A 24,144-nucleotide genomic window follows, 5' to 3' on the forward strand; every position below is an offset into this window, starting at 1 on the left:
GCCGGCGGCGGCGCTGGCCGGCGGCGTGGCAGTTCTGCCGCCGGCGGCCCGGGGCCCGCTAGCCGTGCTCTGCGGCGGCTGGCTGGCCTGGGCGGCCGCCCGTCCTGACGGAGCGTCGGCACCGGACGGAACGGTTCTGCAGCGGGCCGGTTACGGCGCTGGAGTGGCCCTGCTGGTGGCGCTGCCGGTGACGACCGGCGGGCCGGCCGGAGCCGTGCTGGGCGTGGCCGTCGCGACGGCCGTCGGCGCGGTCGAGTGGACCACCGGCTGGCTGCGGCAGGTGGGCTGGGGTCACCTCGGCGCGGCCCGCACGATGGCCGACTTCCGGGCTCGGATGTGGCCGGCCCTGCCGGTGGCCTCCGCCCTGAACCTGCTGGCGACGGCCGGGCTCGGCCTGACCGGCCTGCTGCTGCTCACCGCCGTCGGCCCGCGCCCGGGCGGCGGCCTGCTGTACGAGGCCGTGCACCGGGCGACCGGCCCGCAGTGGGCCGGCCAGGCCGCGCTCGCGCTGCTGCTGCTCCCGGCCACGGTCCTGCTGCGCTGCGGCCGGGCGACCCCGGCGGTGGCCGGGCTGCTGGCGGCCGGCACGGCCGGCCTGCTGCTCACGACGGCGGCCCGGTACCGGCCGGAGACCGCCCAACTGCTCGCCTGCGGATCGGCTGCCGCCCTGCTGCTGCCGTACGCCTGGCTGGTGCTGGGCCGCCCGGGCGCGCACCGGCGGTAACCCCCTGTTGCCCGACCCCCTGTCCCCCGTACGAATCTCATGGAAGGACACCCCCTGATGAGGGTGCTGCTGCTGGGCGCCGATGGCTTCATCGGCCGTCGGGTCGCCGAACGACTGCTGGTCGAACCGGACCTCCAGGTCACCGTGCTCGGCCGACGTGACTCGGCCGACATCCGCTTCGACCTGACGGCGGGCAGCCCCGGCGCGCTGGCCCGGTTCCTGGACGCGGTGGCCCCGCAGGCGGTGATCAACTGTGCCGGGGCGACCTACGGCAGCTCACGGACCCTGATCCGGTCCAACACGCTCGCGGTGGCCACCGTCTGCGAGGCGATCCGGCGCAGCCGGGAGCCGGCCAGGCTGGTGCACGTCGGCTCGGCCGCCGAGTACGGGCCGATGCCGAGCGGCGTGCCGGTCCCGGAGACCGCGGAGCCCCGGCCCGCCGGTCCGTACGGGGTCTCCAAGCTGGCCGGGACGGAGCTGGTGCTGGCCTCCGGCCTGGATGCGGCGGTGCTCCGGGTCTTCGACGTGGTCGGTCCAGGATCGCCGGCGGCCTCGCTGTTCGGGCGGCTGGCGGAAGGGCTGCGCCGGGCGCTGGAGCAGGAGGAGCACCAGGTCCGGATGCCGGACCTGTCCGGATACCGGGATTTCGTCGATGTCAGGGACGTCGCCCGGGCGATCCAGTCGGCCGCGGTCTCGGCCGCCACCGGGGTGATCAACATCGGCAGCGGCCACGCGGTCCGGGCCAGGGACGCGGCGCAGCTGCTGGTGCGGGCGGCCGGGTTCGAGGGCTCGATCAGCGAGGATGCCAGGGTGGCGGCGCTGCCGGTGCAGCCCGGGGCGGGCCTGGAGCACCCGCCGCACTACCCGCCGCACCGCCCGTCCGGCGAGCCGGCGCAGTGGCGGCAGGCCGACGTCCGGACGGCGCGGGACCGTCTCGGCTGGCGGACACAGGTGCCGCTGGAGGAGTCGCTGGGCGACATCTGGCTGGAGACCGCCTGTCGGGTCTGACCGCCGCCCACCAGGGGAGTTGGGCATTCCGGGGGTGGTCCCAGCATCCGGCGACGACTGTCTCACCCATCGGACCTGCTGTCTCGGAATACCCCGACCGAGTGACACTGTTGGCGTATCAGAGTCACCGATGGTGGCTCATGCCAAGCCCCGAACTGACGACCATCGGAGTCCCCGTGTCGCTGCCACCCCTGGTCGAGCCGGCCGCCGAGCTCACCGTTGACGAGGTCCGCCGGTACTCCCGCCACCTGATCATCCCCGATGTCGGGATGGCCGGGCAGAAGCGGCTGAAGAACGCCAAGGTGCTCTGTGTCGGCGCCGGCGGCCTCGGCTCGCCCGCCCTGATGTACCTGGCGGCGGCGGGTGTCGGCACCCTCGGCATCGTCGAGTTCGACACCGTCGACGAGTCGAACCTGCAGCGGCAGATCATCCACGGCCAGTCCGACATCGGCCGCTCCAAGGGCGAGTCGGCGCGGGAGTCGGTCCAGGAGATCAACCCCTACGTCAACGTGATCCTGCACGAGGAGCGCCTCGACAACGACAACGTGATGGAGATCTTCTCCGGCTACGACCTGATCGTCGACGGCACCGACAACTTCGCCACCCGGTACCTGGTGAACGACGCCGCGGTGCTGCTCGGCAAGCCGTACGTGTGGGGCTCGATCTACCGCTTCGACGGCCAGGCCAGCGTGTTCTGGGCCGAGCACGGCCCGTGCTACCGCTGCCTCTACCCCGAGGCCCCGCCGGCCGGCATGGTGCCGTCCTGCGCCGAGGGCGGCGTGCTGGGCGTGCTCTGCGCCTCGATCGGCTCGATCCAGGTCACCGAGGCGATCAAGCTGCTGGCCGGGATCGGCGAGCCGCTGGTGGGTCGTCTGATGATCTACGACGCGCTGGAGATGAACTACCGTCAGGTCAAGATCCGCAAGGACCCTGACTGCGCGCTCTGCGGTGAGAACCCGACCGTCACCGAGCTGATCGACTACGAGGCCTTCTGCGGCGTCGTGTCGGAGGAGGCCCAGGCCGCGGCCGCGGGCTCGACCATCACCTCCAAGCAGCTCAAGGAGTGGCAGGACGACAACGAGGACATCTTCCTCGTGGACGTCCGCGAGCCCGGCGAGTACGAGATCGTCAACATCCCGGGTGCCGTGCTGATCCCGAAGAACGAGTTCCTGATGGGGAACGCGCTGGAGACGCTGCCGCAGGACAAGAAGATCGTGCTGCACTGCAAGTCGGGCGTCCGCTCGGCCGAGGTGCTGGCCGTCCTCAAGTCGGCGGGCTTCTCGGACGCGGTCCACCTCGGTGGCGGCGTGCTCGGCTGGGTGAACCAGATCGAGCCGCACAAGCCGGTCTACTAGGACGCGAGCAACGCCGAGAGGGGCGCGGGGGCCCAGGGCCCCCGCCCCCGGGGTCGGGATGGCCGAGCCGGCCGCGTTGGCGGTCAGGAAGACCACCGCGACGGCGGAGAAGCTCATCGAGTACCCGAAGGCCCGGATCGAGGCGTCCAGGCAGGCGGTGAAGCTCAGGGTGAGCAGCAGGATGCCGCCGAAGCCGGTGATCAGCTTGCTCGGGGTCCGCATCAGGTCGAGCATCCGGGGCACCACGCCGAAGAACAGCGAGCGCACCCGGGTCACCACGAACCGCCGCAGCGGGCTCACCGCCGCGATCACCAGGGCCAGCACCGCCGCGGTCAGGATCGCGATGATCACTGCCTTGTCGGCGCCCTCGCCGCCCTCCTTCTGACTGCCCGTCACCAGGCCGAAGACGAAGAGCAGTCCCAGGTGCCCGGCCAGCCCGGCCAGCTGGGAGGCGCCGACGCTGGCCACCGCCGGGCCGGAGCGGATGCCGGAGCGCTGCAGGTAACGGGTGTTCAGCGCGATGCCGCCGATCGCGGCGGGCGCCACCAGCTTCACGAACGAGCCGGCGATCTGGGCCGCCACCGTCCGCCGGAACGGCAGGCGTTCCGGCACGAAGCCGGTCAGGCTCATCGAGGCCGCGACATAGGTGAAGGCGGCGGCGGCCAGCGCGGCGGCCGCCCAGCCCCAGTCCATCTGGTCCAGGTTGAACTGCTCGGGCTTGATCGTGGTCAGCGCGAAGTACGCCGCGAAGGCCAGCGCCACCACGGTGATCACGGTCTTCGGCTTGAGCCGCTCGAGCTTCTCCGGCGCCAGCGGGGCCTCCGGGACGACCTGGAGGATCTGGCCGCGGATCCGGCTGAGCAGGTCCTCGCTGGCCACCGCGATGTCCTCCTCGGCCTGCTGCTGGGTCCGCTCGCCCGCCGCGACCTGCTCCAGCGCCAGCGCCTGGGCGGCGGACTTGCGCTCCTTGTTCAGCCGGGCCAGGTCGATCCGGGTGGACCGGTTCAGGCCGACCGGCTGGAGCAGCGGCAGCGCCGCCGCGACCCGGTCCGCGCTGAGCGCCCCGTTGGCGACCGCCACCGCGCGCTCCGGGCCGATCCGCAGCGCGAAGGTGGTGAGCAGCTGGGCGACGTCGATCCGCAGTGTCAGGTCGCCCGCCGCGATGTCGCCGCCGGAGAGGTTGACCAGGTAGCCGGTCTTGTCGTCGACCACCAGCAGGGATTCGCCGGTCAGCCGCCGGTGGGCGATCCGGCGCTCGTGCAGCGCGTCGATGGCCTCCCAGAGCGAGGTCATCAGCTGGTCGGTGATCTCCTCGTCGGTCAGCTCGTCCAGCGGACGGCCCGTCAGCTTCTCGTACACCAGGATGGCGGCGTCCGGGCCGAGTTCGGAGGTGGCCACCAGCTGCGGGGCGCGGGCGCCGGAGGCGGTGGCCGCGTACGCGATCAGGGCTTCCTGCTCCAGTGCCTGGCGCAGCGACTGCGGGCTGCGGCGGACCGCGACCGAGCGCAGCCGCAGCCGCCGCCAGGCCCGGTAGAAGAAGCCGGAGGCCTGCTGCTCGCGGTCGATGATGTGCACGTCCAGCGGCGGCCCGGAGTGCTGATCGACGTAGTACCGCCGGGTGCCGCCCGGGGCGTCCGGGGCGCGGTGCGCACCGGCCGGGGCGAAGCCGACCTTGCGCAGGCCGATCATCAGGTGCTGCCCGGTCGGGCGGATGTTGGGCGAGCCGATCGCGTACAGCGTGGCGTACGCCACCGACCAGCCGATCAGCACGGTCAGCAGCAGCGAGAGCACCGTGGTGTACCCGCTGATCAGCTCGGTCAGCCCGCTGAGCAGCACCACCGTCCAGAGCGCCACCCGCCAGCGCGGGCGGCTCGACATGCCGACCGCCGTCATGTAGGCGATCACCGGCGCGAGATAGCCGTGCACCGGATCGGTCAGGACCGGACCGCTGCCCAACGACACCTGGGTGAGCGCCTCCTGGACGGTGATCGGGGCACCCGCGGCGACCCACCAGTCCACCCCGAGCGAGGTCCCGTACGCCAGCACCGAGGCCAGCACGCCGTCGGCGACCCGCAGGCCGTCCCGTTTGATCAGCCGCTCGACCGCGAAGGCGAGCGGGACGGCCAGCACCGCGATGCTCGACACCAGGCCGGCGACCGTGGTCAGCCAGCTGGGGATGCGCTCGGCGTTGACCGAGATGTCGTTCTGCAGGCCGAAGGTGGTGGAGACCGCGAAGCGGGCCACCAGGAAGAGCGCCACTATGCCGCAGAGCCCGGCCAGGAAGCGGAGCAGATCGGACGGGCGGTGCGCCCGGGCGGCGAGCAGTGGCTCGTCCACGGCGAGATGGTCGCCGCTCGGTGGCTCCTCGGCCACTCCTTCTTCCCCCTCGATCCCCTTGGTCAACGACGGTGCAGGCAGTCCGGGAGCTACGGTGGCGGACCCGTGCGGGCCCTCGTCCACGTCCACTTCTACCGTCCCGGTCATCTGGTCTTGTCCTCGTATCACCACTCACCGCCCCGAAGATGGTGGCACGCCGGGTCGTCCCATGCGGGACAGGGGCCACATCGGGCGCGCCGAATCCCTCCCTGGGAGTGCCTTGATCGACCGGTTGGTGCCGGAGCCGGTCCGGTTTTGGCAGGATGCCAGGCGTGACGAACCTTGAGCCGCAGGACGAGCTGCCGCCGTACGTCGAGTCGGTGCTCGAGCTGACCGAGCGGATCCCGCCCGGCCGGGTGATGACCTACGGGGACGTCGCCGAGTACCTCGGCCGGGGCGGCCCCCGGCAGGTCGGCCGGGTGATGGCGCTGTACGGCTCGGGCGTGCCCTGGTGGCGGGTGGTCAGGGCGGACGGCCGGCCGCTGCCCGGCCACGAGCACCGGGCGCTGCCCGAGTACCGGACCGAGGGCACCCCGCTCAGGCTGGTCGGCGGCGAGCCCCGGGTGGACCTCCGGCAGGCCCGCTGGGACGGGATCTAGAAACTGCGCCGGTAGGCTCGACCGGGTGTCCTCCCCGTTCCGTCTGGTCCGCAGTCCGCTCGCGCAGCCGGCCCCGCCCGTGCTGGACGAGTACCAGCGGGCCGTGGCCGAGCACGCCGACGGGCCGCTGCTGGTGCTCGCCGGGCCCGGCACGGGCAAGACCACCACGCTGGTGGAGTCGGTGGTCCGGCGGATCGAACGCGGCACCGACCCCGAGCGCATCCTGGTGCTCACCTTCAGCCGCAAGGCCGCGATGGAGCTCCGGGACCGGATGACCACGAGGCTGGGCAACGGCTCGGCGACTCCGCAGGCCACCACCTTCCACTCGTTCTGCTACGCCCTGCTCCGGGTCCACCAGGAGCCCGCCGCGTACGCCGAACCGCTCCGGCTGCTCTCCGGGCCCGAGCAGGACGTGATGGTCCGTGAGCTGCTGGCCGGTCACGCCGAGGACGTGAAGCTCGGCGCGGGCGGCATCGCCTGGCCGCTGGACCTGCGGGCCTGCCTGACCACCCGGGGCTTCGCCGACGAGGTCCGCGCGGTGCTCGCCCGCAGCCGGGAGCTGGGCCTCGGCGAGGCCGAGCTGAGCCGGTTCGCCACCGGGGTGCAGCGCCCCGACTGGGCCGCCGCCGCGCACTTCCTGGCCGACTACCTGGACGTGCTCGACCTGCGCGGCGTACTCGACTACGCCGAACTGGTGCACCGCGCCGTGCTGCTGGCCGAACGGCCGGAGGTGGGTGACGCACTACGGGCCCGCTACGACGTGGTGTTCGTGGACGAGTACCAGGACACCGACCCGTCCCAGGTCCGGCTGCTGCGCCAACTCGCGGGCGGTGGACGGGACCTGGTCGCGGTCGGCGACCCGGACCAGTCGATCTACGCCTTCCGGGGCGCCGACATCAACGGCATCCTCGACTTCCCCGACACCTTCCCGAAGGCCGACGGCAGCCCCGGCGAGGTCAAGGTGCTCCGGGTCTCCCGCCGCTCCGGCGCGGTCCTGCTGGCCGCCGCCCGGGAGCTCACCCGGCGGATGCCGATGGGCCGGCTGCCCGCCGAGAAGCTGGCCGCGCACCGCGCCCTGCTGCCCTCCCGGGAGGGCGGCCGGGTCGAGGTGTACACCTATCCGACCCCCGGCGCCGAGCTGGACTCGGTCGCCGACCTGCTGCGCCGGGCGCACCTGGAGGACGGCGTGCCGTGGGGCGAGATGGCGGTGCTGGTCCGGGCCGGCGGCCGGTCCATCCCCGGCGTCCGGCGGGCGCTCGGCGCGGCCGGGGTGCCGCTGGAGATCGACGGCGACGACCTGCCGCTCCGTGAGGAACCCGCCGTCACCCCGCTGCTGACGGCCCTTCGGATCTGCGCCCACCCCGCCGAGCAGTGCACCGCCGAACAGGCGCACACCCTGCTGACCGGCCCGCTCGGCGGGCTGGACGGTTCCGACCTGCGCCGGCTCGGCCGGGCGCTGCGCGAGGAGGAACGGCAGGCACTGCGCGGGGCCGAGGAGCCCGCCGTGGTCCGCCCGGCCGAGGAGCTGATCCGGGAGGCGCTGGCCGAACCGGAGCGGCTGGTCGCGATGGAGCCCGGCTACGCCCGCCGGGCCCGCGAACTCGCCATGCTGCTGCGCAAGGTCCGCGAACAGCTCGCGGGCGGCGGCGGAGCCGAGGCCGCGCTCTGGGAGCTCTGGGACGGCAGCCGCCGCTGGCGCGAGCGGCTGGAGCGGGCCGCGCTGCGCGGTGGCGCGGCGGGCCGCAACGCCGACCGGGACCTGGACGCGCTGTGCGCGCTGTTCGAGACCGCGGCCCGCTCGGAGGAGCAGGTGGCCGGGCACCGGGGCGCGCAGGAGCTGCTGGCCGAGCTGGAGGCGCAGGACATCGCCGCCGACACGCTGGCCGTACGGACGGTGCGGCCCGAGGCGGTCCGGCTGATGACCGCGCACCGGTCCAAGGGGCTGGAGTGGCGGGTGGTCGTGGTGGCCGGGGTGCAGGACGGGCTCTGGCCCGACCTGCGGCGGCGTGGGTCGCTGTTGGAGGCCGACCGGATCGGGCGGGACGGGCTGGCCGAGCCGCTCTCGCCCGCTGCGCTGCTGGGGGAGGAGCGACGCCTCTTCTACACGGCCGTCACCCGGGCCAAGGACCGGCTGATCGTCACGGCGGTGAAGGCCCCGGCCGAGGACGGCGACGAGCCGTCCCGTTTCCTGCGCGAGCTGTACCGGGAGGAGCTCGACCCCAGGACCGGCCGGGTGCTGCGCCGTACCCCGCAGGTGACGGTCGAGGACGTGACGCACCGTCCGAAACGGCCGCTGGCGGTCTCCGCGCTGGTCGCCGAGCTGCGGGCGGTGACGGTGGACCCCGCGCGTCCGGCCGAGCTGCGCCGGGCCGCCGCCGAACGGCTGGCCGTGCTGGCGGCGGCCACCGACGAGGACGGCGCCCCGCTGGTGCCCGCCGCCCACCCCGACCGTTGGTGGGGGCTGGTGGACCGGACCGAGTCGGCCGAGCCGCTGCGGGACGCGGAGCTGCCGGTGCGGCTGTCGGGAAGTGGTCTGGAACAGCTGGAGAGCTGCTCGCTGCAGTGGTTCCTGGAGAAGGACGTCAAGGCGGGCAGCACCACCACGGCCGCCCAGGGCTTCGGCAACGTGGTGCACGCGCTGGCCGACGAGGTCGGCTCCGGGCGGACCCCGGCCGACCTCGCGGTGCTGATGGAGCGGCTCGACACGGTCTGGGACGCGCTGGCCTTCGACGCACCGTGGAAGTCCCAGCAGGAGAAGGAGCAGGCCAGGGCGGCGCTGGAGCGCTTCCTGCACTGGCACGTGCTGGAACGTGGCCGGAGCACCGTCGCCACCGAGCACGACTTCGACCTCACCCTGCCGGTCGGGGAGGTCAGCGTCCGGATCCGGGGCTCGATGGACCGGGTCGAACGGGACGAGGCCGGCCGCGCGTACGTGGTCGACTTCAAGACCGGCAAGCAGCTGCCGACGGACAAGTCGCTGCCCGAGCACAAGCAGCTGGCGGTCTACCAGCTCGCCGCCCGGGCGGGCGCGTTGGACGAGCTCTTCGAGCACCGCCCCGAGGTCGGCGGCGCGGAGCTGGTGCACCTGCGGGCGGAGGCCTCCAAGGCGGAGCCGGAGGCCCCCAAGGTCCAGCACCAGGGACCGCCGGAGGAACCGTGGATCGAGAACCTGCTCGCGGACACGGCGGGCAAGGTGCTGGCGGAACGGTTCAGCCCGCGGACGAGTGACTCCTGCGCCCGGTGCAGCTTCCGCGGCAGCTGCACCGCCCAGCGGGACGGGCGCCAGCTGCTGGAGTGACCTTTCGCAGGGCCTGAGGTGGCACACGCCAGGGGCTCGGGGAACTGCGACGCCGACCTCGTACAAGTTGATCCCTGCGTGGGTGGTCAGGCACTTTCGCAGTGACCCGCACGCCAGATCTCCTCGCAGTTCCCCGAGCCCCTGGACCGTAGATGCTCGAGCGCCTGCCCAGAGCGCTGCCGACGTTAGGGTTGGTGGATGCGCCCCCTGCTCAGTGACCCGGAACAGCTCAAGGAGCTGCTCGGCGTCCCGTTCAACCGGGAGCAGATGGCCGCGATCGGGGCGCCGCTGGAGCCTGCGGTGATCGTGGCGGGGGCCGGTTCGGGGAAGACCACGGTGATGGCGGCCCGGGTGGTGTGGCTGGTCGGGTCGGGGGCGGTGCGGCCGGAGCAGGTGCTCGGGCTGACCTTCACCAACAAGGCGGCCGGCGAGCTGGCCGAGCGGGTCAGGACGGCGCTGCTGCGGGCCGGGGTGCTGGAGGACGACGAGGACTCGCTCGGCGAACCGGAGATCTCCACCTATCACGCCTTCGCCGGACGCCTGCTCAAGGAGCACGGCCTACGGCTGGGCATCGAGCCGGACGTCCGGCTGCTCGCCGACGCCACCCGGTTCCAGCTGGCGGCCAGGGTGCTGCGGCACTCGCGTGGCCCGTACCCGGCGCTGACCGGTGCGTTCTCCGGCCTGGTCGCCGAGCTGATCGCGCTGGACTCCGAGCTGGCCGAGCACCTGGTGGAGCCCGCCCGGCTGCGCGACTTCGACCGGGAGCTGCTGGACCACGCGGCCACCGTGAAGCTGAGCAACGACGACCTCCGGGCGATCCCGGTGACGTCGCGGGCCCGGCTGGAGCTGCTGGAGCTGGTGGAGGAGTACCGCCGCCGCAAGCAGTCCGGCAACCTGATGGACTTCGGCGATCAGATCGCCGCCTCCGCCCGGCTGGCCCAGCAGCGTCCTGAGGTCGGGGTGCTGCTGCGGGAGCAGTTCCAGGTGGTGCTGCTGGACGAGTACCAGGACACTTCGGTGGCCCAACGCCTCATGCTGGCCGGGCTGTTCGGCGCGGGCAGCGGTCATCCGGTGACGGCGGTCGGCGACCCCTGCCAGGCGATCTACGGCTGGCGCGGCGCCTCGGTGGCCAACCTGGACGACTTCCCCCGGCACTTCCCACGCCGGGCCGGCACCCCCGCGCACCGCTACTCGCTCAGCGAGAACCGGCGCAGTGGCGGCCGCCTGCTCGCCTTCGCCAACCAACTGGCCGCCCCGCTACGGGAGATGCACGCGGGCGTGGAGGCGCTGCGGCCCGCGCCGGGGGCCGAGCCGGACGGCTTCGTCCGCTGTGCACTGCTGCCCACCCACGCGGACGAGGTGGAGTGGCTGGCCGACCGGATCGCCCATCTGACCGCCACGGGCACGGCGCCGGGCCGGATCGCGGTGCTCTGCCGCAGCGGTTCGGCCTTCCCGGACATCCACGCCGCGCTGGTCGCCCGGGAGGTTCCGGTCGAGGTGGTCGGGCTCGGCGGGCTGCTCCAACTCCCCGAGGTGGCCGACCTGGTGGCGGTCTGTGAGGTGCTGCAGGACCCGACCGCGAACGCCTCACTGGTCCGTCTGCTGATCGGTCCGCGCTGGCGGATCGGCCCGCGCGACCTGGCGCTGCTCGGCCGCCGGGCCGCCGCGCTGGTGCGGACCGGACGGGCCGAGAGCGGCGACGCGCTGTCGGCCGCGGTGGCGGAGACCGATCCGACCGAAGTGGTGTCGCTGGCCGACGCGTTGGAGAGCTTCCTGACACCTCTGTATGGCGGGGAGGGGTCGCAGCCGGACGAGCTGCCGTTCTCGCCGGAGGCCCGGGTCCGGTTCTCCCAGCTGGCCCGGGAGACCCGGGAGTTGCGCCGCTCGCTGGCGGAGCCGCTGATGGACGTGCTGCACCGGGTGCTGGCGGTCACCGGCCTGGAGGTCGAACTCTCCGCCTCCCCGACCGCGTTGGCCGCCCGCCGCCGGGAGACCCTGCACTCCTTCCTGGACGTGGCCGCCGGTTTCGCCGACCTGGACGGCGACCCGGGGCTGTCCGCCTTCCTGGCCTTCCTGCGCGCGGCGCAGGAGTACGAACGCGGTCTGGACAGCAGCCTGCCCGGCGGCGAGGACACCGTGAAGGTGCTCACCGCGCACAAGTCCAAGGGCCTGGAGTGGGACGTGGTGGCCGTCCCCGGACTGGTCCGGGAGGCGTTCCCGAGCGCCAAGGGCCGGGAGCGCTGGACCAGCACCAAGAAGGTCCTGCCGCACGAACTGCGCGGGGACGCCGCCACCCTGCCGGTGCTCGGCGATCTGACGCCCAAGGAGATGAAGCTCTTCAAGGCCGAGATGGCCGAGCACTCGGCCACCGAGGAGCTCCGGCTCGGCTACGTCGCCTTCACCCGGCCCAGGGAGCTGCTGCTCGTCTCCGGCCACTGGTGGGGGCCGAGCCAGAAGCGCCGCCGGGGCCCTTCCGCCTTCCTCACGGCGCTGTACGAGCACGCCGCGCAGCCCGGCAACGGCGAGGTCGAGATCTGGGCCGAGCCGCCGCTGCCGGACGCCGAGAACCCGGCCCTGGACAGCTCGGTGGAGACGCCCTGGCCGCTGCCGCTGGATCCTGCCGCCCAGCTCGCCCGCCGCCGGGTGGCGGAGGTGGTGCACCGCCGGCTGGCCGGGGAGCCCGCGCCGGAGCCGGAGCGGATGGCACCGGAGTCGGAGCGTCAGGTCGCCTCCTGGGACCGTGACCTGACGGCCCTGCTGGGCGAACTGGAGCGGTCCCGCCGGGCCGTCCGGGAGGTCCCGCTGCCCGCCTCGCTCTCCGCCACCCAGCTGCTGAAGCTCGCCGCCGACCCGGACGGCTTCGCCCGGGAGCTGGCCCGCCCGATGCCGCGCCCGCCGCAGCCCGCCGCGCGCCGGGGCACCCGCTTCCACGCCTGGGTGCAGGCCCGGATCGAACCGCTGCTGCTGGTCGATCCCGACGCGCTGCCCGGGGTGGACGACGACGGCATCGAGGACGAGCACGACCTGGAGCGGCTCAAGGAGGCGTTCCTGCGCAGCCCGTACGCGAGCCGGCGGCCGTACCGGGTGGAGGCCCCGTTCCAGCTGGTGCTGGGGGGCCGGGTGGTGCGCGGCCGGATCGACGCGGTCTACCAGGAGAGTGACGGTGGCTCAGGGTCACCAGCAGCCCCCCGCTGGGAGGTGGTGGACTGGAAGACCCACCGGGAGGAGACCGCCGACCCGCTCCAGCTGGCCGTCTACCGGCTGGCCTGGGCCGAACTGATGGGTGTCGAGCCGGAGCAGGTCACCGCTTCGTTCCTGTACGTCCGTAGTGGCCGGGTCGAAAGACCGGCCGAACTTCCCGACCGAAAAGAGTTGACCCGGCTTCTGATCGGGAATGACACAAGTTGAGTCACGCAGAGCATCCATTTCGTCACGGCATCGTGCGAAACCTGTGCGCTGTGCACTATTCGCGCCTATTGTGGGGTCGGTAACCGGTCACTCCCGAACTCCGGCCACCCGTCAGGGCTCCACGACCTGACCCTCTGTCATCACCGCAGGTGTCCCAGGCACCGGCCACCTTCTGCTGGAGAGACCGAAGTTGAGCGCGACCGGATGGATCAGAGACCGGCTCGCGGGGCCGACCCCGGGGGCTGTTCCAGGCACGGTCACCGGGACCTGGCCGAAAACCTCGATGGCGCTGCCTTTCATCGGCATGCTGCTGGTGCTCGCCCTCGACTTCTTCAGCAACTCGGCGGTCACCGTCGAGCCCGCCCTCACCGCCGTCCCCGCGCTGGCCGCGGTGGTCAGCCGACGCACCTGGTACCCGCTGCTGATCGGCCTGTTCACCGAGATCGCCGCCTTCGCGCTGGCCGGCTACCACGAGGTGCTCGGCCAGTCCGTGCACAGTGCCACCGTCTTCGCGATCGCCCTGGTGGCCGGGATCGGCTGGGTCAGCGCCAACCTGAGAGTCCGTCAGGAGCAGGCCCTCGCCGACGCCCAGCTGGTCGCCGAGATCGCCCGCCGGGTCCTGCTGCGCTCCGTCCCCGACCGGGTCGGCAGCGTCCGGGCCGCCGTGCACTACGCCGCCGCAGCCGAGCACGCCTCGATCGGCGGTGACCTGTACGAGGTGGTGAACACCCGGCACGGCGTCCGCGCGGTGATCGGCGACGTCCGGGGCAAGGGCCTGGCCGCCGTCGAGACCGCCGCCGCCGTCCTCGGCGCCTTCCGCGAGGCCGCCCACCAGGAGCCCGCCCTCGACCGGGTGGCGGCCTGGCTGGCCGTCAGCCTCGACCGGGCCCTGCACGAGAACGACCACCCCGGGGTGGAGGAGGAGTTCGTCACCCTGCTGCTGATCGGGGTCTGCCCCGACGGCACCGCCGAGATCGTCAACTGCGGCCACCCCGCCCCGCTGCTGCTCCGGGCCGGCCAGACCCCGCGCCCGCTCGAACTGCCCGAGACCGTACCGCCGCTCGGCGTCCTGGACCCGGCCGACGTCCGCCCGCCCGTCCAGCGGATCCGGGTCGAGCCCGGCGACCGGGTGCTGCTCTTCACCGACGGCGTGATCGAGGCCCGTGACCACCGCGGCGCCTTCTACCCCCTCGCCGAACGCCTCCCCTACTGCGCGGTCGGCGGCCCGGTCGAGGTCCTCCGCCGCCTGCACGACGACGTGGTCCGCCACGTCGGCCGCAAGCTCGGCGACGACGCCGCGATGCTCCTGCTCCAGTACGAGCCGATCCTCCCGCAGCTCCCGCACCAGCCGGCCGTGACCAGGCAGCTGCTCTAGGCAGGTGCTCAGCCAGGCACTTTCGCAGGTGACCCCGGCGCCAGATCTCCTCGCAGTTCTAGAGGTCGACCTCGACCAGGAGCGGCCGGTGGTCGGAGATCCCCGTGCGGGGAGCGATCGCGGAGCCCACTGCGGTGCGGGGCACCCCGGTGGCCAGGACGTGGTCGAACTGGACGGCCGGCCGGTGCGACGGGTAGGTGGGCGTCTTGGCGAGGTCGTGCCACCCCTGGAGGCGGGGCCGGGGCGACCGGCTGCGCCGCCGGGGCAGCTGCCGCTGCGGCCGCCGCCCGAGTGCGGTGGCACCGCCGAGCACGGTCCGCGGCACCGCCCCGATCAGGTTGAAGTCGCCGAGCACCAGGTGCGGCTTCGGCAGGTCCGCGATCCACCGCCGGATCGCCGCGAGTTGGGCCATGTTCCACCCGGGTACGAAGGACAGGTGGGTGGCGACCACGGTGAACTCGCCCCGCTCGCCCTGGAGTACGGCGGCCAGGGCGGCCCGCGGTTCGTCCGGCACGGGGGTGAGCCCGCGTCGGCCGGCCACCCGGAGCGGCAGGCCGAACGGCGCCGGGGCGAACCGCCGGGCCCGCCACTGGCTGACGGGCAGTCGGGTGAGCAGGGCGGTGCCGTAGGACGGGTGCGGGGAGTCGCCGACCTCGTCGGGGCCGTACACCTGGAGCCCCGGCACGGCGGGGTCGAGAATCCAGCCGGTGGACGGCGCCGGGCGGCCGTGCAGGGCGGCGGCGAACCGCCAGTCGCCCGCGCCCATCGCCTTGGCGGCCACCGCGGCCTGGTCGGTGAAGCCGGAGCGTTCCTGGTGGCGGTCCACCTCCTGGAGCGCGAGCACGTCCGGAGCCAGCGCGGCGACCGCCTCGGCCAGCGGGTCACCCGGCTCGGCGGGGTAGGGTAGCGGGCTGCCGTCGGCGGCCAGCGGCCGGCCGTGCAGCAGGTTGAAGGTGGCGATGCGCAGCGGGCTCACACCAAGTGACGGTACCCGCAGAGCTTGAGGCCGTGGAGCATACCGGGTATACATACTCGGTATGTCCATCCGTCACGGTCTGCTCGCCCTGCTCGATCAGGGCCCGCGCTACGGCTACCAGCTGAGAACCGAGTTCGAAGCCCGTACCGGTGCCACCTGGCCGCTCAACGTCGGTCAGGTCTACACCACGCTCGGCCGCCTGGAGCGGGACGGCCTGGTCGCCCCGCACGGTGAGGACGCCGAGGGGCACGTCTACTACGCCGTCACCGAACAGGGCCGCGCGGAACTGCGCAACTGGTTCGACACCCCGGTGCCCCGGACCAACCCGCCCCGGGACGAGCTGGCGATAAAGCTGGCGATGGCGGTCACGGTGCCCGGGGTGGACGTCGAGGCGGTGGTCCAGGGCCAGCGCAGGCACAGCATGAAGGCGCTGCAGGACTACACCCGGCTCAAGGGCCAGGCGCTGACGGCCGAACGGGACGGCCGCTCGGACCTGGCCTGGCTGCTGGTGCTGGAGCAGCTGATCTTCCAGACCGAGGCCGAGATCCGCTGGCTGGACCACTGCGAGACCCGGATCGCGCAGTACGGGCCCGCCCCCGTGCCCGCTCCTGAGCCCGCCCCGCCGCCCGCGCCTGCCCCGGCCGCCTCGGCAGTCTCGGCCGCAGAGACGCCCCGCGCCCGTCGGCGCAGCCGTTTCTGACCCACCGTCATTCGAGCAAACGTCACAGCAGGGGGAGAGTTGACCACTCAGCAAGTCCGGTCCGGTACCGATGCGGTGCTGCACCTGGAGAACGTCACCCGAGTCCACGGCCACGGCGCAGCCGAGGTGCACGCCCTGCGCGGCGTCGAGTTGAAGGTGCACCCCGGCGAACTGGTCGCGGTGATGGGCCCGTCCGGCTCCGGCAAGTCCACCCTGCTGACCCTGGCGGGCGGGCTGGACAGCCCGACCACGGGCCGGGTGCTGGTCGAGGGGCAGAGCCTCGGCGACCTGTCCCGCAAGCAGCAGGCGCAGATCCGCCGCCGGGCGATCGGCTACGTCTTCCAGGACTACAACCTGATACCCGCGCTGACCGCCGCCGAGAACATCGCGCTGCCCCGCGAGCTGGACGGCATCTCGACCCGGGCCGCGCGCCGGGAGGCGTACGCCGCGCTCACCGAGCTCGGCATCGAGGAGCTGGCCGACCGCTTCCCCGACGACATGTCAGGTGGCCAGCAGCAGCGGGTGGCGATCGCCCGGGCGCTGATCGGCGAACGCCGCCTGGTGCTCGCCGACGAGCCGACCGGCGCGCTGGACTCCACCACCGGCGAGGCGGTGCTCTCCGTCCTGCGGGCCCGCTGTGACGCCGGTGCGGCGGCCATGCTGGTCACCCACGAGGCCAGGCACGCCGCCTGGGCGGACCGGGTGGTGTTCATCCGGGACGGCCGGGTGGTGGACGAGAGCGTCAGCCGGGACGCCGCCAGCCTGCTGGTCTCGGCCGCCACCAACAGCACCGGACCGGTGGCGGAGTGAGGCTCACCGCATGGCGGGTGGCCCTGCGGATCGCCCGCCGGGACGCCCTGCGGGCCAAGGGCCGCAGTGCTCTGGTGATCGCGATGATCGCCCTGCCGGTGCTCGGCGTGGCCGGGATCGACGTGGTTTTTCGCAGTGCCCAGCTGGAGCCGGAGCAGCGGATCACCAGAACCATGGGCGAGGCCGACGCGACGGTGTCCGGCAGGGGACAGGGCATCATCGTGTCCCAGGCGCCGAATCCGGACGACGGCTCCATGAGCAGGCCGGCGGCGAAGGGACAGCAGCCCACCGCGGAGCAGACCCGGAGCAAGGCCACCATGCCGGGCGAGCTGATCACCCAACTGCTGCCCGCCGGTGCCAGGTTGGTCCCGCTCGGCAGCACCGAGGGCACCACGGCCACCACCGCGAGCGGCCAGCTCAAGGTGGGAGCGCTCGAGGCCGATCTGACCGATTCGATCTGGCACGGCCGGATCAACCTGACCGGCGGGCGCGCGCCGGCCGCCGCGCAGGAGCTGGCGGCCACCGACGAGTTCCTGCGGACCGCGGGTCTCCGGATCGGTGACACCACGACGTTGCGCGGTCTTGAGGGCAAGCCCTTCACCATCACCGCCTCGGTGGAGTACCCCGACCAGCTGAAGGAGAGTCAGCTGCTGGTCCGGCCCGGCTCGCTGCCCGCGCCGCCGGCCGAGCAGAACCACCCCAGGGGCAAGGGCAGCAGGGGCGGCGACTACTGGCTGGTCAAGCTGCCCGCCGGGGCCGTGCTGGACTGGCCGAAGGTGCTGGAGCTCAACAAGTACGGCTTCGCCATCGCCTCGCGCGCGGTGCTGCTCGACCCGCCGCCGCGCTCCGAGGTGCCGTTCTTCGCCGACCAGGAGCAGTACAGCGGCGGCTTCACGCCGAACATGGCCGCACTGGCGGTCGTGGCCACGGTGGCCGGCATGGCCCTGCTGGAGATCGTGCTGCTGGCCGGACCGGCCTTCGCCGTCGGTGCCCGCCGTTCGCGGCGGCAGCTCGGACTGCTGGCCGCCGGCGGTGGCGACCGTTCGCACGTCCGCTCGGTGGTGCTCGGCGGTGGTGTGGTGCTCGGCCTGGCCGGTGCGGTCACCGGTGTGGTGCTCGCGGTGCTCGCCGTCGCGGTGGCCCGGCCCTGGCTGGAGGACCTGGCGGGCAGCCGCTTCGGCAGCTTCGACCTGGCCCCGCTGGACCTGGCCGGGGTGGCCGCGATCGGCCTGGTCACCGGCCTGCTGGCGGCGGTCGTCCCGGCCGTCCAGGCGTCCCGGCAGGACGTGGTGAGCGCCCTGACCGGCCGCGGCTCGATCAAACCGCCGAACCGCAAGCTGGCCCTGCTCGGCCTGCTGATGCTCGGCGGCGGTGCCGCGATCGCGCTGCTCGCCCCGACCCTCGGCGGGCAGCAGGGCAAGCGCGGGGCACTGGCCGTGCTCGGCGGCTCGGTGATCGCCGAGCTGGGCATGGTCGCCTGCACCCCGATGCTGGTCGGCCTGTTCGGCCGGCTCGGCCGCTGGCTGCCGCTCAGCCCCCGGCTCGCCCTGCGCGACTCGGTCCGGCACCGGGGGCGGACCGCTCCGGCGGTGGCCGCCGTGATGGCGGCGGTGGCCGGTTCGGTCGCGGTCGGCATCTACGCGGCCAGTCAGAACCTGGAACACCGTCAGGACTACCAGGCCACGCTGCGCAGCGGCGCGGTGCTGCTCGACCTGGGATACGGCGAGAGCGACGCGGCCCAGTTCCCGGCCCGCCGGGACGCGTTGGAGCGGATCATGCCCAACCTCGGGCCGCGCGGCGAGATCTTCGAGGCCAGGTACGCCGCGTCCAGCAGGGGCGGTCCGGGCGGGTACATGCAGCTGCAGGTGCCCGCGGATCTCCGCTGCCCGCTGTACGGCCCGGAGCGGACCGAGGAGCCCACCGAGGCCGAGTACCAGCGGTTCCGGAACGACCCGCGCTGTCTCCACCCGGCGGGCAGCTACTCGAGCGCCTTCAGCGGCCCGCTGCTGGTCGGGGACACCACCGCGTTGGGCAACCTCACGGGGGTGCGCGACCCGGCCGCCGCCGCGGCGCTGGCCGAGGGCAAGGTGCTCGTCTTCAACCCGGACCACCTGCGCAACGGCAAGGCCACCTTCACCCTGACCGATGCCCCGCCCGAGCTGCCGGACGATCCGTCCATGGCCGACCAGGGTGAGTTCGCCAACGTCAGGGCAGTCTCGACCAGGCCGAAGCAGCACGACATCTCGGTGGAGGCGGTGCTGTTCGAGCCGGAGCTGCGCAACGCCGGTGCCTTCGCCACACCGGAGACCGCCCGGCGGCTCGGCCTGACGGTGGCCGAGGCCGGCACGGTCTGGCAACCCTCGGCGATGCCGAGCAGCGAGAACGAGCAGCAGACCGAGGCCGCGCTGGCCAAACTCGGTGGCGACGGTCGGTTCACCGTCGAGCGCGGTTACCAGGAGCAGGACAGCCTGATCATCCTCGGCCTGACCGCCTTCGCCGCGATCGTGGCCCTGGGCGCGGCGGGCATCGCCACCGGCCTGGCCGCGGCCGACTCCCAGCGCGACCTCGGCACGCTCGCGGCGGTCGGTGCGACCAGTGGTATCCGGCGCAGGCTGTCCGGCTTCCAGTGCGGGGTGATCGCGGCGATGGGTACGGTGCTCGGCACCATCAGCGGGGTGGTGCCCGCGATCGCGCTGCGGATCATCGAGAGCACGCCGCAGTACCCGGGGGACGCGGGCAGGGACGCCGTGATCGCCGTCCCGTGGCCGACGCTGGGGCTGACCCTGCTGGTGCTGCCCGTCGTGGCGGTGCTGCTGGCGATGCTGTTCACCCGGTCGAGGCCGGCTCTGCTGCGCCGCTCGGTCTGAGCCCGAGAGTCTGAGCCCGAGCGCCTGAGCCCTCGTCACCTGCGTCACTCCCTTCCCGGGGGTGACGCAGGTAACGGGTCCGCTCCTTGGGAGCACGGTTCACCGAGTCCGGGCGGCGAACTAAAGTCGTCCGTATGACGAAAACCCCGGACAGCGTCGTCCGTTCCTTCATCGACCGGCACCAGGACGAGTTCCTGCGCGATCTCGCCGACTGGCTGCGTATCCCCTCCGTCTCCGCCGACCCGGCCCTGGCCGGCGAGGTCCGTCGGTCCGCCGAGTGGCTGGCGGAGCAGCTGCGGGCGACCGGCTTCCCCGTGGTCGAGGTCTGGGAGACCGACGGGCTGCCCGCGGTGTTCGCGGAGTGGCCGTCCGGGGATTCGGCCGCGCCCACCGCGCTGGTCTACGGCCACCACGACGTGCAGCCGGCGGCGAAGGCGGACGGCTGGGACACCGAGCCGTTCGAGCCGACCGTGATCGGCCGCCGGCTGTACGCCCGGGGTGCGGCCGACGACAAGGGGCAGGTCTTCTTCCACACCCTGGGCCTGCGGGCCCACCTGGACGCCACCGGCCGGACGGCGCCCGCGGTCAACCTCAAGCTGCTGGTCGAGGGCGAGGAGGAGTCGGGCTCGCCGAACTTCGAGGCGCTGGTCCGCCGGGAGGCCGAACGGCTGGCCGCCGACGTGGTCTTCGTCTCCGACACCGGGATGTGGTCCGAGACCACCCCGACGGTCTGCACCGGCATGCGCGGCCTGGCCGACGCCCAGCTCGACCTGTACGGCCCGGACACCGACATCCACTCGGGCTCCTTCGGCGGCGCGGTGCCCAACCCCGCCGAGGTGGCCGCCGAGCTGGTCGCCGCGCTGCACGACGAGGACCGCCGGGTCGCCGTCCCCGGGTTCTACGACGGCGTGGTGGAACTGACGGACCGTGAGCGCGAGCTGTTCGCCGCGCTGCCGTTCGACGAGGCGCAGTGGCTGCGGGTCGCCAAGTCGTACGGCACCCGGGGCGAGGCCGGGTACTCCACCCTGGAGCGGGTCTGGGCCCGTCCGACCGCCGAGGTGAACGGCATCTGGGGCGGCTACACCGGCCCGGGCGGCAAGACCATCGTGCCGTCCGAGGCGCACCTCAAGCTGTCCTTCCGGCTGGTCGCCGGGCAGGAGATCGAGAAGGTCCGCGAGGCCGTCCGCAGCTGGGTGGCCGAGCAGGTGCCGGAGGGCATCCGGTACGAGCTGACCTTCCCCGGTGCCACCCGCCCGTGCCTGACCCCGCTGGACCACCCGGCGCTGCAGGCCACCGTCCGGGCGATGGGCCGCGCCTTCGAGCAGGAGATCCTGTTCACCCGCGAGGGCGGTTCGGGTCCGGCCGCCGACCTGCAGGACGTGCTCGGCGCACCGGTGCTCTTCCTGGGCATCTCGGTGCCCTCGGACGGCTGGCACTCGGTGAACGAGAAGGTCGAACTGGACCTGCTCAGCAAGGGCGTGGAGACCGCCGCCCACCTGTGGAGCGAGCTGGCCGAGAGCTGGCCGCAGGCATGAACCTTCACGAAGCTTCCGATCGAACGGGGATGGACCGACTTGAGCACCGCGCCTGACACCAAGCAGCTCGCGCTGGCCAGGGCCGGGGTCGACCGGGCCGCCCAGCACCGCTTCGACGAACCCTGGCTGGCCGCGGCCTGGAGCCACCCGAGCACGAAGGTGCTGCCGATCGCCGGCGGCGAGGTCTTCGTGGTGGACACCGAGCAGGGCACCGAGCTGGTGCTGATGCCCTCGTTCGAGGCGCCGCAGACCGGTGACCGGTACTTCCTCGGCACCGACGAGGACGGCACCTCGTACTTCGCGATGGCGGGCTCCAGCCTGCCGGGACGGCTGGACGGCGACGCCCGGCCGGCCGGTCTGCGCGAGGTCGGCGCGCTGCTCTCGGCCCGGGACGCCGGGCTGCTGGTGCACGCCGTCGCGCTGGAGCACTGGCACCGGCTGCACAGCTTCTGCTCGCGCTGCGGCCAGCCGACCGAGAAGGCCGGGGCCGGGCACGTCCGGCGCTGCACCTCCTGCGCCGCCGAGCACTACCCGCGGACCGACCCGGCGGTGATCATGCTGATCACCGACGAGCAGGACCGCTGTCTGCTGGGCCGTCAGGCGCTCTGGCCGGAGGGCCGCTGGTCCACCCTGGCCGGGTTCGTCGAGCCGGGCGAGTCGATCGAGCAGGCGGTGGCCCGCGAGGTGCTGGAGGAGGCCGGGGTCAAGGTCGCCGAGGTCGAGTACGTGGCGAGCCAGCCATGGCCGTTCCCGTCCAGCCTGATGCTCGGCTTCCTGGGCAAGGCCGATCCGAGCGGCACCGCGATCACGGTGGACGGCGAGGAGCTGGCGGAGGCGCGCTGGATCTCCCGGGACGAGCTGCGGGCCGGGATGGAGGCGGGGGAGATCCTGCCGCCGTCCGGTATTTCGATCGCCCGTCATCTGGTCGAACTCTGGTACGGAGAACCGTTGCCGAGTGCGGCTCGCTGGTAGCCCACCGGTTGGAGTGAAAAAGGGGCGTGCGGCTGATTGCCGTACGCCCCTTTCTGCTCTCACGATTCCGCCGACCGGCTATTTTCGACCGAATTCGAAATTCCCTGCTCAGTCGTTCTTCCGGTCGACTTCCAGCCAGCAGCTGACGGTCTTTCCGGTCAGCCGGGTGGTGACCGACCAGTCGCTGCAGAGCGCCCCGACGATGGCCAGGCCGCGGCCGTGGGCGTCCTCCTCGGCCGCCTCCCTGGCCTCCGGCAGGCTCCGGCCGAAGTCGGCCACCGAGATCTGCAGCGTGCGGTCGGTCAGCGCGAGCGTGATCGAGACCGCGCCCCGGCCGTGCCGCAGCGCGTTGGTGACCAGCTCGGACATCAGCAGCTCGGCGCTGTCGGTGAGTTCGGCGGCACCCCAGGCGGCCAGTGCCGTCCGGGTCAGCTGCCGGGCCCTGGCCACGTTGTGCGGCTGCGGCGGGAAGCTCGCGGTGGCGGACCAGGCGCCCCGGTCGGCCGCCTCCAGGGCCCGCCCCGGGCGATGGTCGGCACCGGCGGCCCCGGTGTGTGGAAGATTGATCGGCCGCGCCTTGAAGTGGCGCGCGGTACTGGTCACGGGCATGGCTCCGCCCCCGGGTGTACGTGGCTGGATGCGACACTCGTCGTCTTGACTTTCGTCAGGACCGGAGAGCCGCCGGGCGACTGCGAACGACCTGGTCGGGGTCAATACCGAGATCCCCGATCTCGGCCAATATTGGCCGGTTTCGCTGAAATGGCGCAAGCCGGATCGCTACATTCACTCGGGTGACAATCCCTCGGGGCAGTACCCAATCACCGAAGTACCAACGACTCGCCGCCGACCTGCGCCGCCGGATCGCCGCCGGAGAGTGGCGGGGCGACTCACCGCTGCCGGTCGAGACCGAGCTGGAGCAGCAGTACGGCGTCGCGCGGAACACCGTCCGGCTCGCGGTCGACGTGCTGGTCAACGAAGGCCGCCTGGTCCGCGTCCAGGGCAAGGGCACCTACCTCAAGGAGCACCCGGTGCTGGACCACCGGGTGTACGGCCCGCCCCTGCTGCCCGGGCAGCTGCCGGGGCAGCGGGACTGCCTGGCCGCGCCGACCGAGGTCTACGCCAGGGAGGCCAGGGCGGCCGGGCGCCGGCTCACGGTCGACTTCGAGATGCTGATCGTCCGGGCCCGGGTGGACGTCGCCGAGCGGCTCGGACTGCGGCCGGGCGAGGCGGTGGTGGTGCGCCGTCAGCTCCGGCTGCTGGACCGCGAGCCCTACTCGATCGAGGAGAGCCACTACCGGGCCGGGCTGGCGGCCGGCACCCCGCTGATGGAGCCGGACCCGGTGCCCGGCGGGGACGAGGCGGTGCTCGCGGCGCTCGGCCGGACCGAGATCGGCGCGGTGGACCACCTGGTCTCCCGGATGCCGGGCCCGGAGGAGGCGGCCTGGTTCCAGGGCGGCCCCGGCGCTCCGCTGCTGGTGCAGACCCGGGTCGGCTACGACGCACGCGGCCCGGTCCGGGTGATCGAGACCAGGTACTCGGCGGACCGCTGCCGGCTGGTCTACGGGCTGGGCGAGCTGGCTGCCAGGCCGATGCCGGAGACACCGGTGGCCCCGCCCCAGGTGGAGCGGAGCCACGGGTTCTGACGCGGGGTCAGTCAGCCGGTCAGCCGACCAGTGCGGCCTGCACCTGCCGGAGGCTCGGGTTGGTCATCACGACCTGCTCGCCGCCGTTGGCCGGCTTGACGATCACGGTCGGCACCACCTGGTTGCCGTTGTTGACCGACTCGACGTAGGAGGCCGAGGCCGGGTCCTCCTCGATGTTGATCACGTCGTAGCCGATGCCCTCGCGGTCCAGCTGGCTCTTCAGCCGGTTGCAGTACCCGCACCAGGTCGTGCTGTACATCGTGACGCTGCCGGACATGGCGGTGGACTCCTTCGGGAGGGGGCGTACGGACTGTGCCGACAACGTCCGGCGGGCGGCGGAACATTCCGCGCGCGCCATCGGTGTGTGGACCGGAGCGCGATGTAGCACGCGCGCCGGTCGGCGGGCTGATTATCCGTTGAGTGGCCGGGGCCTGTGGACAACCCGGGCTGGAACGTCGGTCCACCCTGCGAGGATGGACAGCATGCAGGAAGAGCTCT

At 73.1% G+C, this 24,144-nt stretch carries 15 protein-coding genes and 2 pseudogenes; 13 read left to right on the top strand and 4 right to left on the bottom strand.

The genetic code is table 11. The features are described from left to right. The 3 genes and pseudogenes from ACXJMZ_RS25495 to moeZ all read left to right on the top strand — a co-directional run. Positions 1–724, top strand: a pseudogene (locus tag ACXJMZ_RS25495) (hypothetical protein); the annotation flags it as partial. A 57-nt stretch (positions 725–781) separates the two neighbouring features. Next, complete coding sequence (locus ACXJMZ_RS25500) at positions 782–1,732, top strand: NAD-dependent epimerase/dehydratase family protein (protein ID WP_457032387.1); 951 nt, start codon at positions 782–784, stop codon at positions 1,730–1,732. A gap of 176 nt (positions 1,733–1,908) precedes the next feature. Then, the gene (gene moeZ / locus ACXJMZ_RS25505) at positions 1,909–3,087 is read left to right on the top strand and encodes an adenylyltransferase/sulfurtransferase MoeZ (protein ID WP_457032445.1); all 1,179 of its coding nucleotides are present in this window, start codon (positions 1,909–1,911) and stop codon (positions 3,085–3,087) included. 51 nt (positions 3,088–3,138) lie between these two features. On the opposite strand, the pseudogene ACXJMZ_RS25510 reads toward moeZ, so the two are convergent. Beyond that, a pseudogene (locus ACXJMZ_RS25510) lies at positions 3,139–5,571 on the bottom strand (lysylphosphatidylglycerol synthase domain-containing protein); the annotation flags it as partial. Positions 5,572–5,726: 155 nt separating this feature from the next. Here ACXJMZ_RS25510 and ACXJMZ_RS25515 point away from each other — a divergent pair. The 4 genes from ACXJMZ_RS25515 (at position 5,727) to ACXJMZ_RS25530 (ending at position 14,143) form a co-directional block, all read left to right on the top strand. Beyond that, positions 5,727–6,062 (top strand): MGMT family protein, encoded by a 336-nt coding sequence (locus ACXJMZ_RS25515; protein ID WP_057227085.1) that lies wholly within the window; start codon positions 5,727–5,729, stop codon positions 6,060–6,062. Between the two features lie 25 nt (positions 6,063–6,087). Next, on the top strand, positions 6,088–9,360 hold the full coding sequence (locus tag ACXJMZ_RS25520; protein ID WP_457032388.1) for an ATP-dependent helicase: 3,273 nt from the start codon (positions 6,088–6,090) through the stop codon (positions 9,358–9,360). 198 nt (positions 9,361–9,558) lie between these two features. Further along, a complete protein-coding gene (locus tag ACXJMZ_RS25525) occupies positions 9,559–12,768 on the top strand; it encodes a UvrD-helicase domain-containing protein (RefSeq protein ID WP_457032389.1) in 3,210 nt (1,069 codons plus the stop codon). A gap of 283 nt (positions 12,769–13,051) precedes the next feature. Further along, positions 13,052–14,143 (top strand): PP2C family protein-serine/threonine phosphatase, encoded by a 1,092-nt coding sequence (locus ACXJMZ_RS25530; protein WP_457032390.1) that lies wholly within the window; start codon positions 13,052–13,054, stop codon positions 14,141–14,143. A 58-nt stretch (positions 14,144–14,201) separates the two neighbouring features. Here the strand turns inward: ACXJMZ_RS25530 and ACXJMZ_RS25535 are convergent, their stop codons facing one another. Then, the gene (locus ACXJMZ_RS25535) at positions 14,202–15,119 is read right to left on the bottom strand and encodes an endonuclease/exonuclease/phosphatase family protein (RefSeq protein ID WP_457032391.1); all 918 of its coding nucleotides are present in this window, start codon (positions 15,117–15,119) and stop codon (positions 14,202–14,204) included. A 61-nt stretch (positions 15,120–15,180) separates the two neighbouring features. On the opposite strand from ACXJMZ_RS25535, the gene ACXJMZ_RS25540 reads away from it, so the two are divergent. From ACXJMZ_RS25540 to nudC, 5 genes are all read left to right on the top strand, one after another. Continuing rightward, entirely contained in the window at positions 15,181–15,819 is a 639-nt protein-coding gene (locus tag ACXJMZ_RS25540) for a PadR family transcriptional regulator (protein ID WP_457032392.1), read from the top strand. 39 nt (positions 15,820–15,858) lie between these two features. After that, positions 15,859–16,629, top strand: a complete 771-nt coding sequence (locus ACXJMZ_RS25545; RefSeq protein WP_457032393.1) for an ABC transporter ATP-binding protein — start codon at positions 15,859–15,861, stop codon at positions 16,627–16,629. Further along, on the top strand, positions 16,626–19,496 hold the full coding sequence (locus ACXJMZ_RS25550; RefSeq protein ID WP_457032394.1) for an FtsX-like permease family protein: 2,871 nt from the start codon (positions 16,626–16,628) through the stop codon (positions 19,494–19,496). The genes ACXJMZ_RS25545 and ACXJMZ_RS25550 overlap by 4 nt, the downstream gene beginning before the upstream one ends. 134 nt (positions 19,497–19,630) lie before the next feature. Beyond that, positions 19,631–21,031 carry a dipeptidase gene (locus ACXJMZ_RS25555; RefSeq protein ID WP_457032395.1) on the top strand — a complete coding sequence of 467 codons (1,401 nt, stop codon included), beginning with the start codon at positions 19,631–19,633 and terminating at the stop codon, positions 21,029–21,031. Positions 21,032–21,070: 39 nt separating this feature from the next. Then, positions 21,071–22,003, top strand: a complete 933-nt coding sequence (gene nudC / locus ACXJMZ_RS25560) for an NAD(+) diphosphatase (RefSeq protein ID WP_235502750.1) — start codon at positions 21,071–21,073, stop codon at positions 22,001–22,003. A gap of 108 nt (positions 22,004–22,111) precedes the next feature. Here nudC and ACXJMZ_RS25565 read toward each other — a convergent pair whose 3' ends face one another. Next, positions 22,112–22,606 carry an ATP-binding protein gene (locus ACXJMZ_RS25565; protein WP_057227065.1) on the bottom strand — a complete coding sequence of 165 codons (495 nt, stop codon included), beginning with the start codon at positions 22,604–22,606 and terminating at the stop codon, positions 22,112–22,114. Between the two features lie 188 nt (positions 22,607–22,794). Here ACXJMZ_RS25565 and ACXJMZ_RS25570 point away from each other — a divergent pair, with 188 nt between their 5' ends. Continuing rightward, positions 22,795–23,646 carry a GntR family transcriptional regulator gene (locus tag ACXJMZ_RS25570; RefSeq protein WP_457032396.1) on the top strand — a complete coding sequence of 284 codons (852 nt, stop codon included), beginning with the start codon at positions 22,795–22,797 and terminating at the stop codon, positions 23,644–23,646. A gap of 19 nt (positions 23,647–23,665) precedes the next feature. On the opposite strand, the gene ACXJMZ_RS25575 is transcribed toward ACXJMZ_RS25570, so the two are convergent. After that, positions 23,666–23,923 carry a mycoredoxin gene (locus tag ACXJMZ_RS25575; protein WP_457032397.1) on the bottom strand — a complete coding sequence of 86 codons (258 nt, stop codon included), beginning with the start codon at positions 23,921–23,923 and terminating at the stop codon, positions 23,666–23,668. Between the last annotated feature and the right edge of the window lie 221 nt (positions 23,924–24,144).

It is taken from the genome of Kitasatospora sp. P5_F3 (assembly GCF_054049135.1).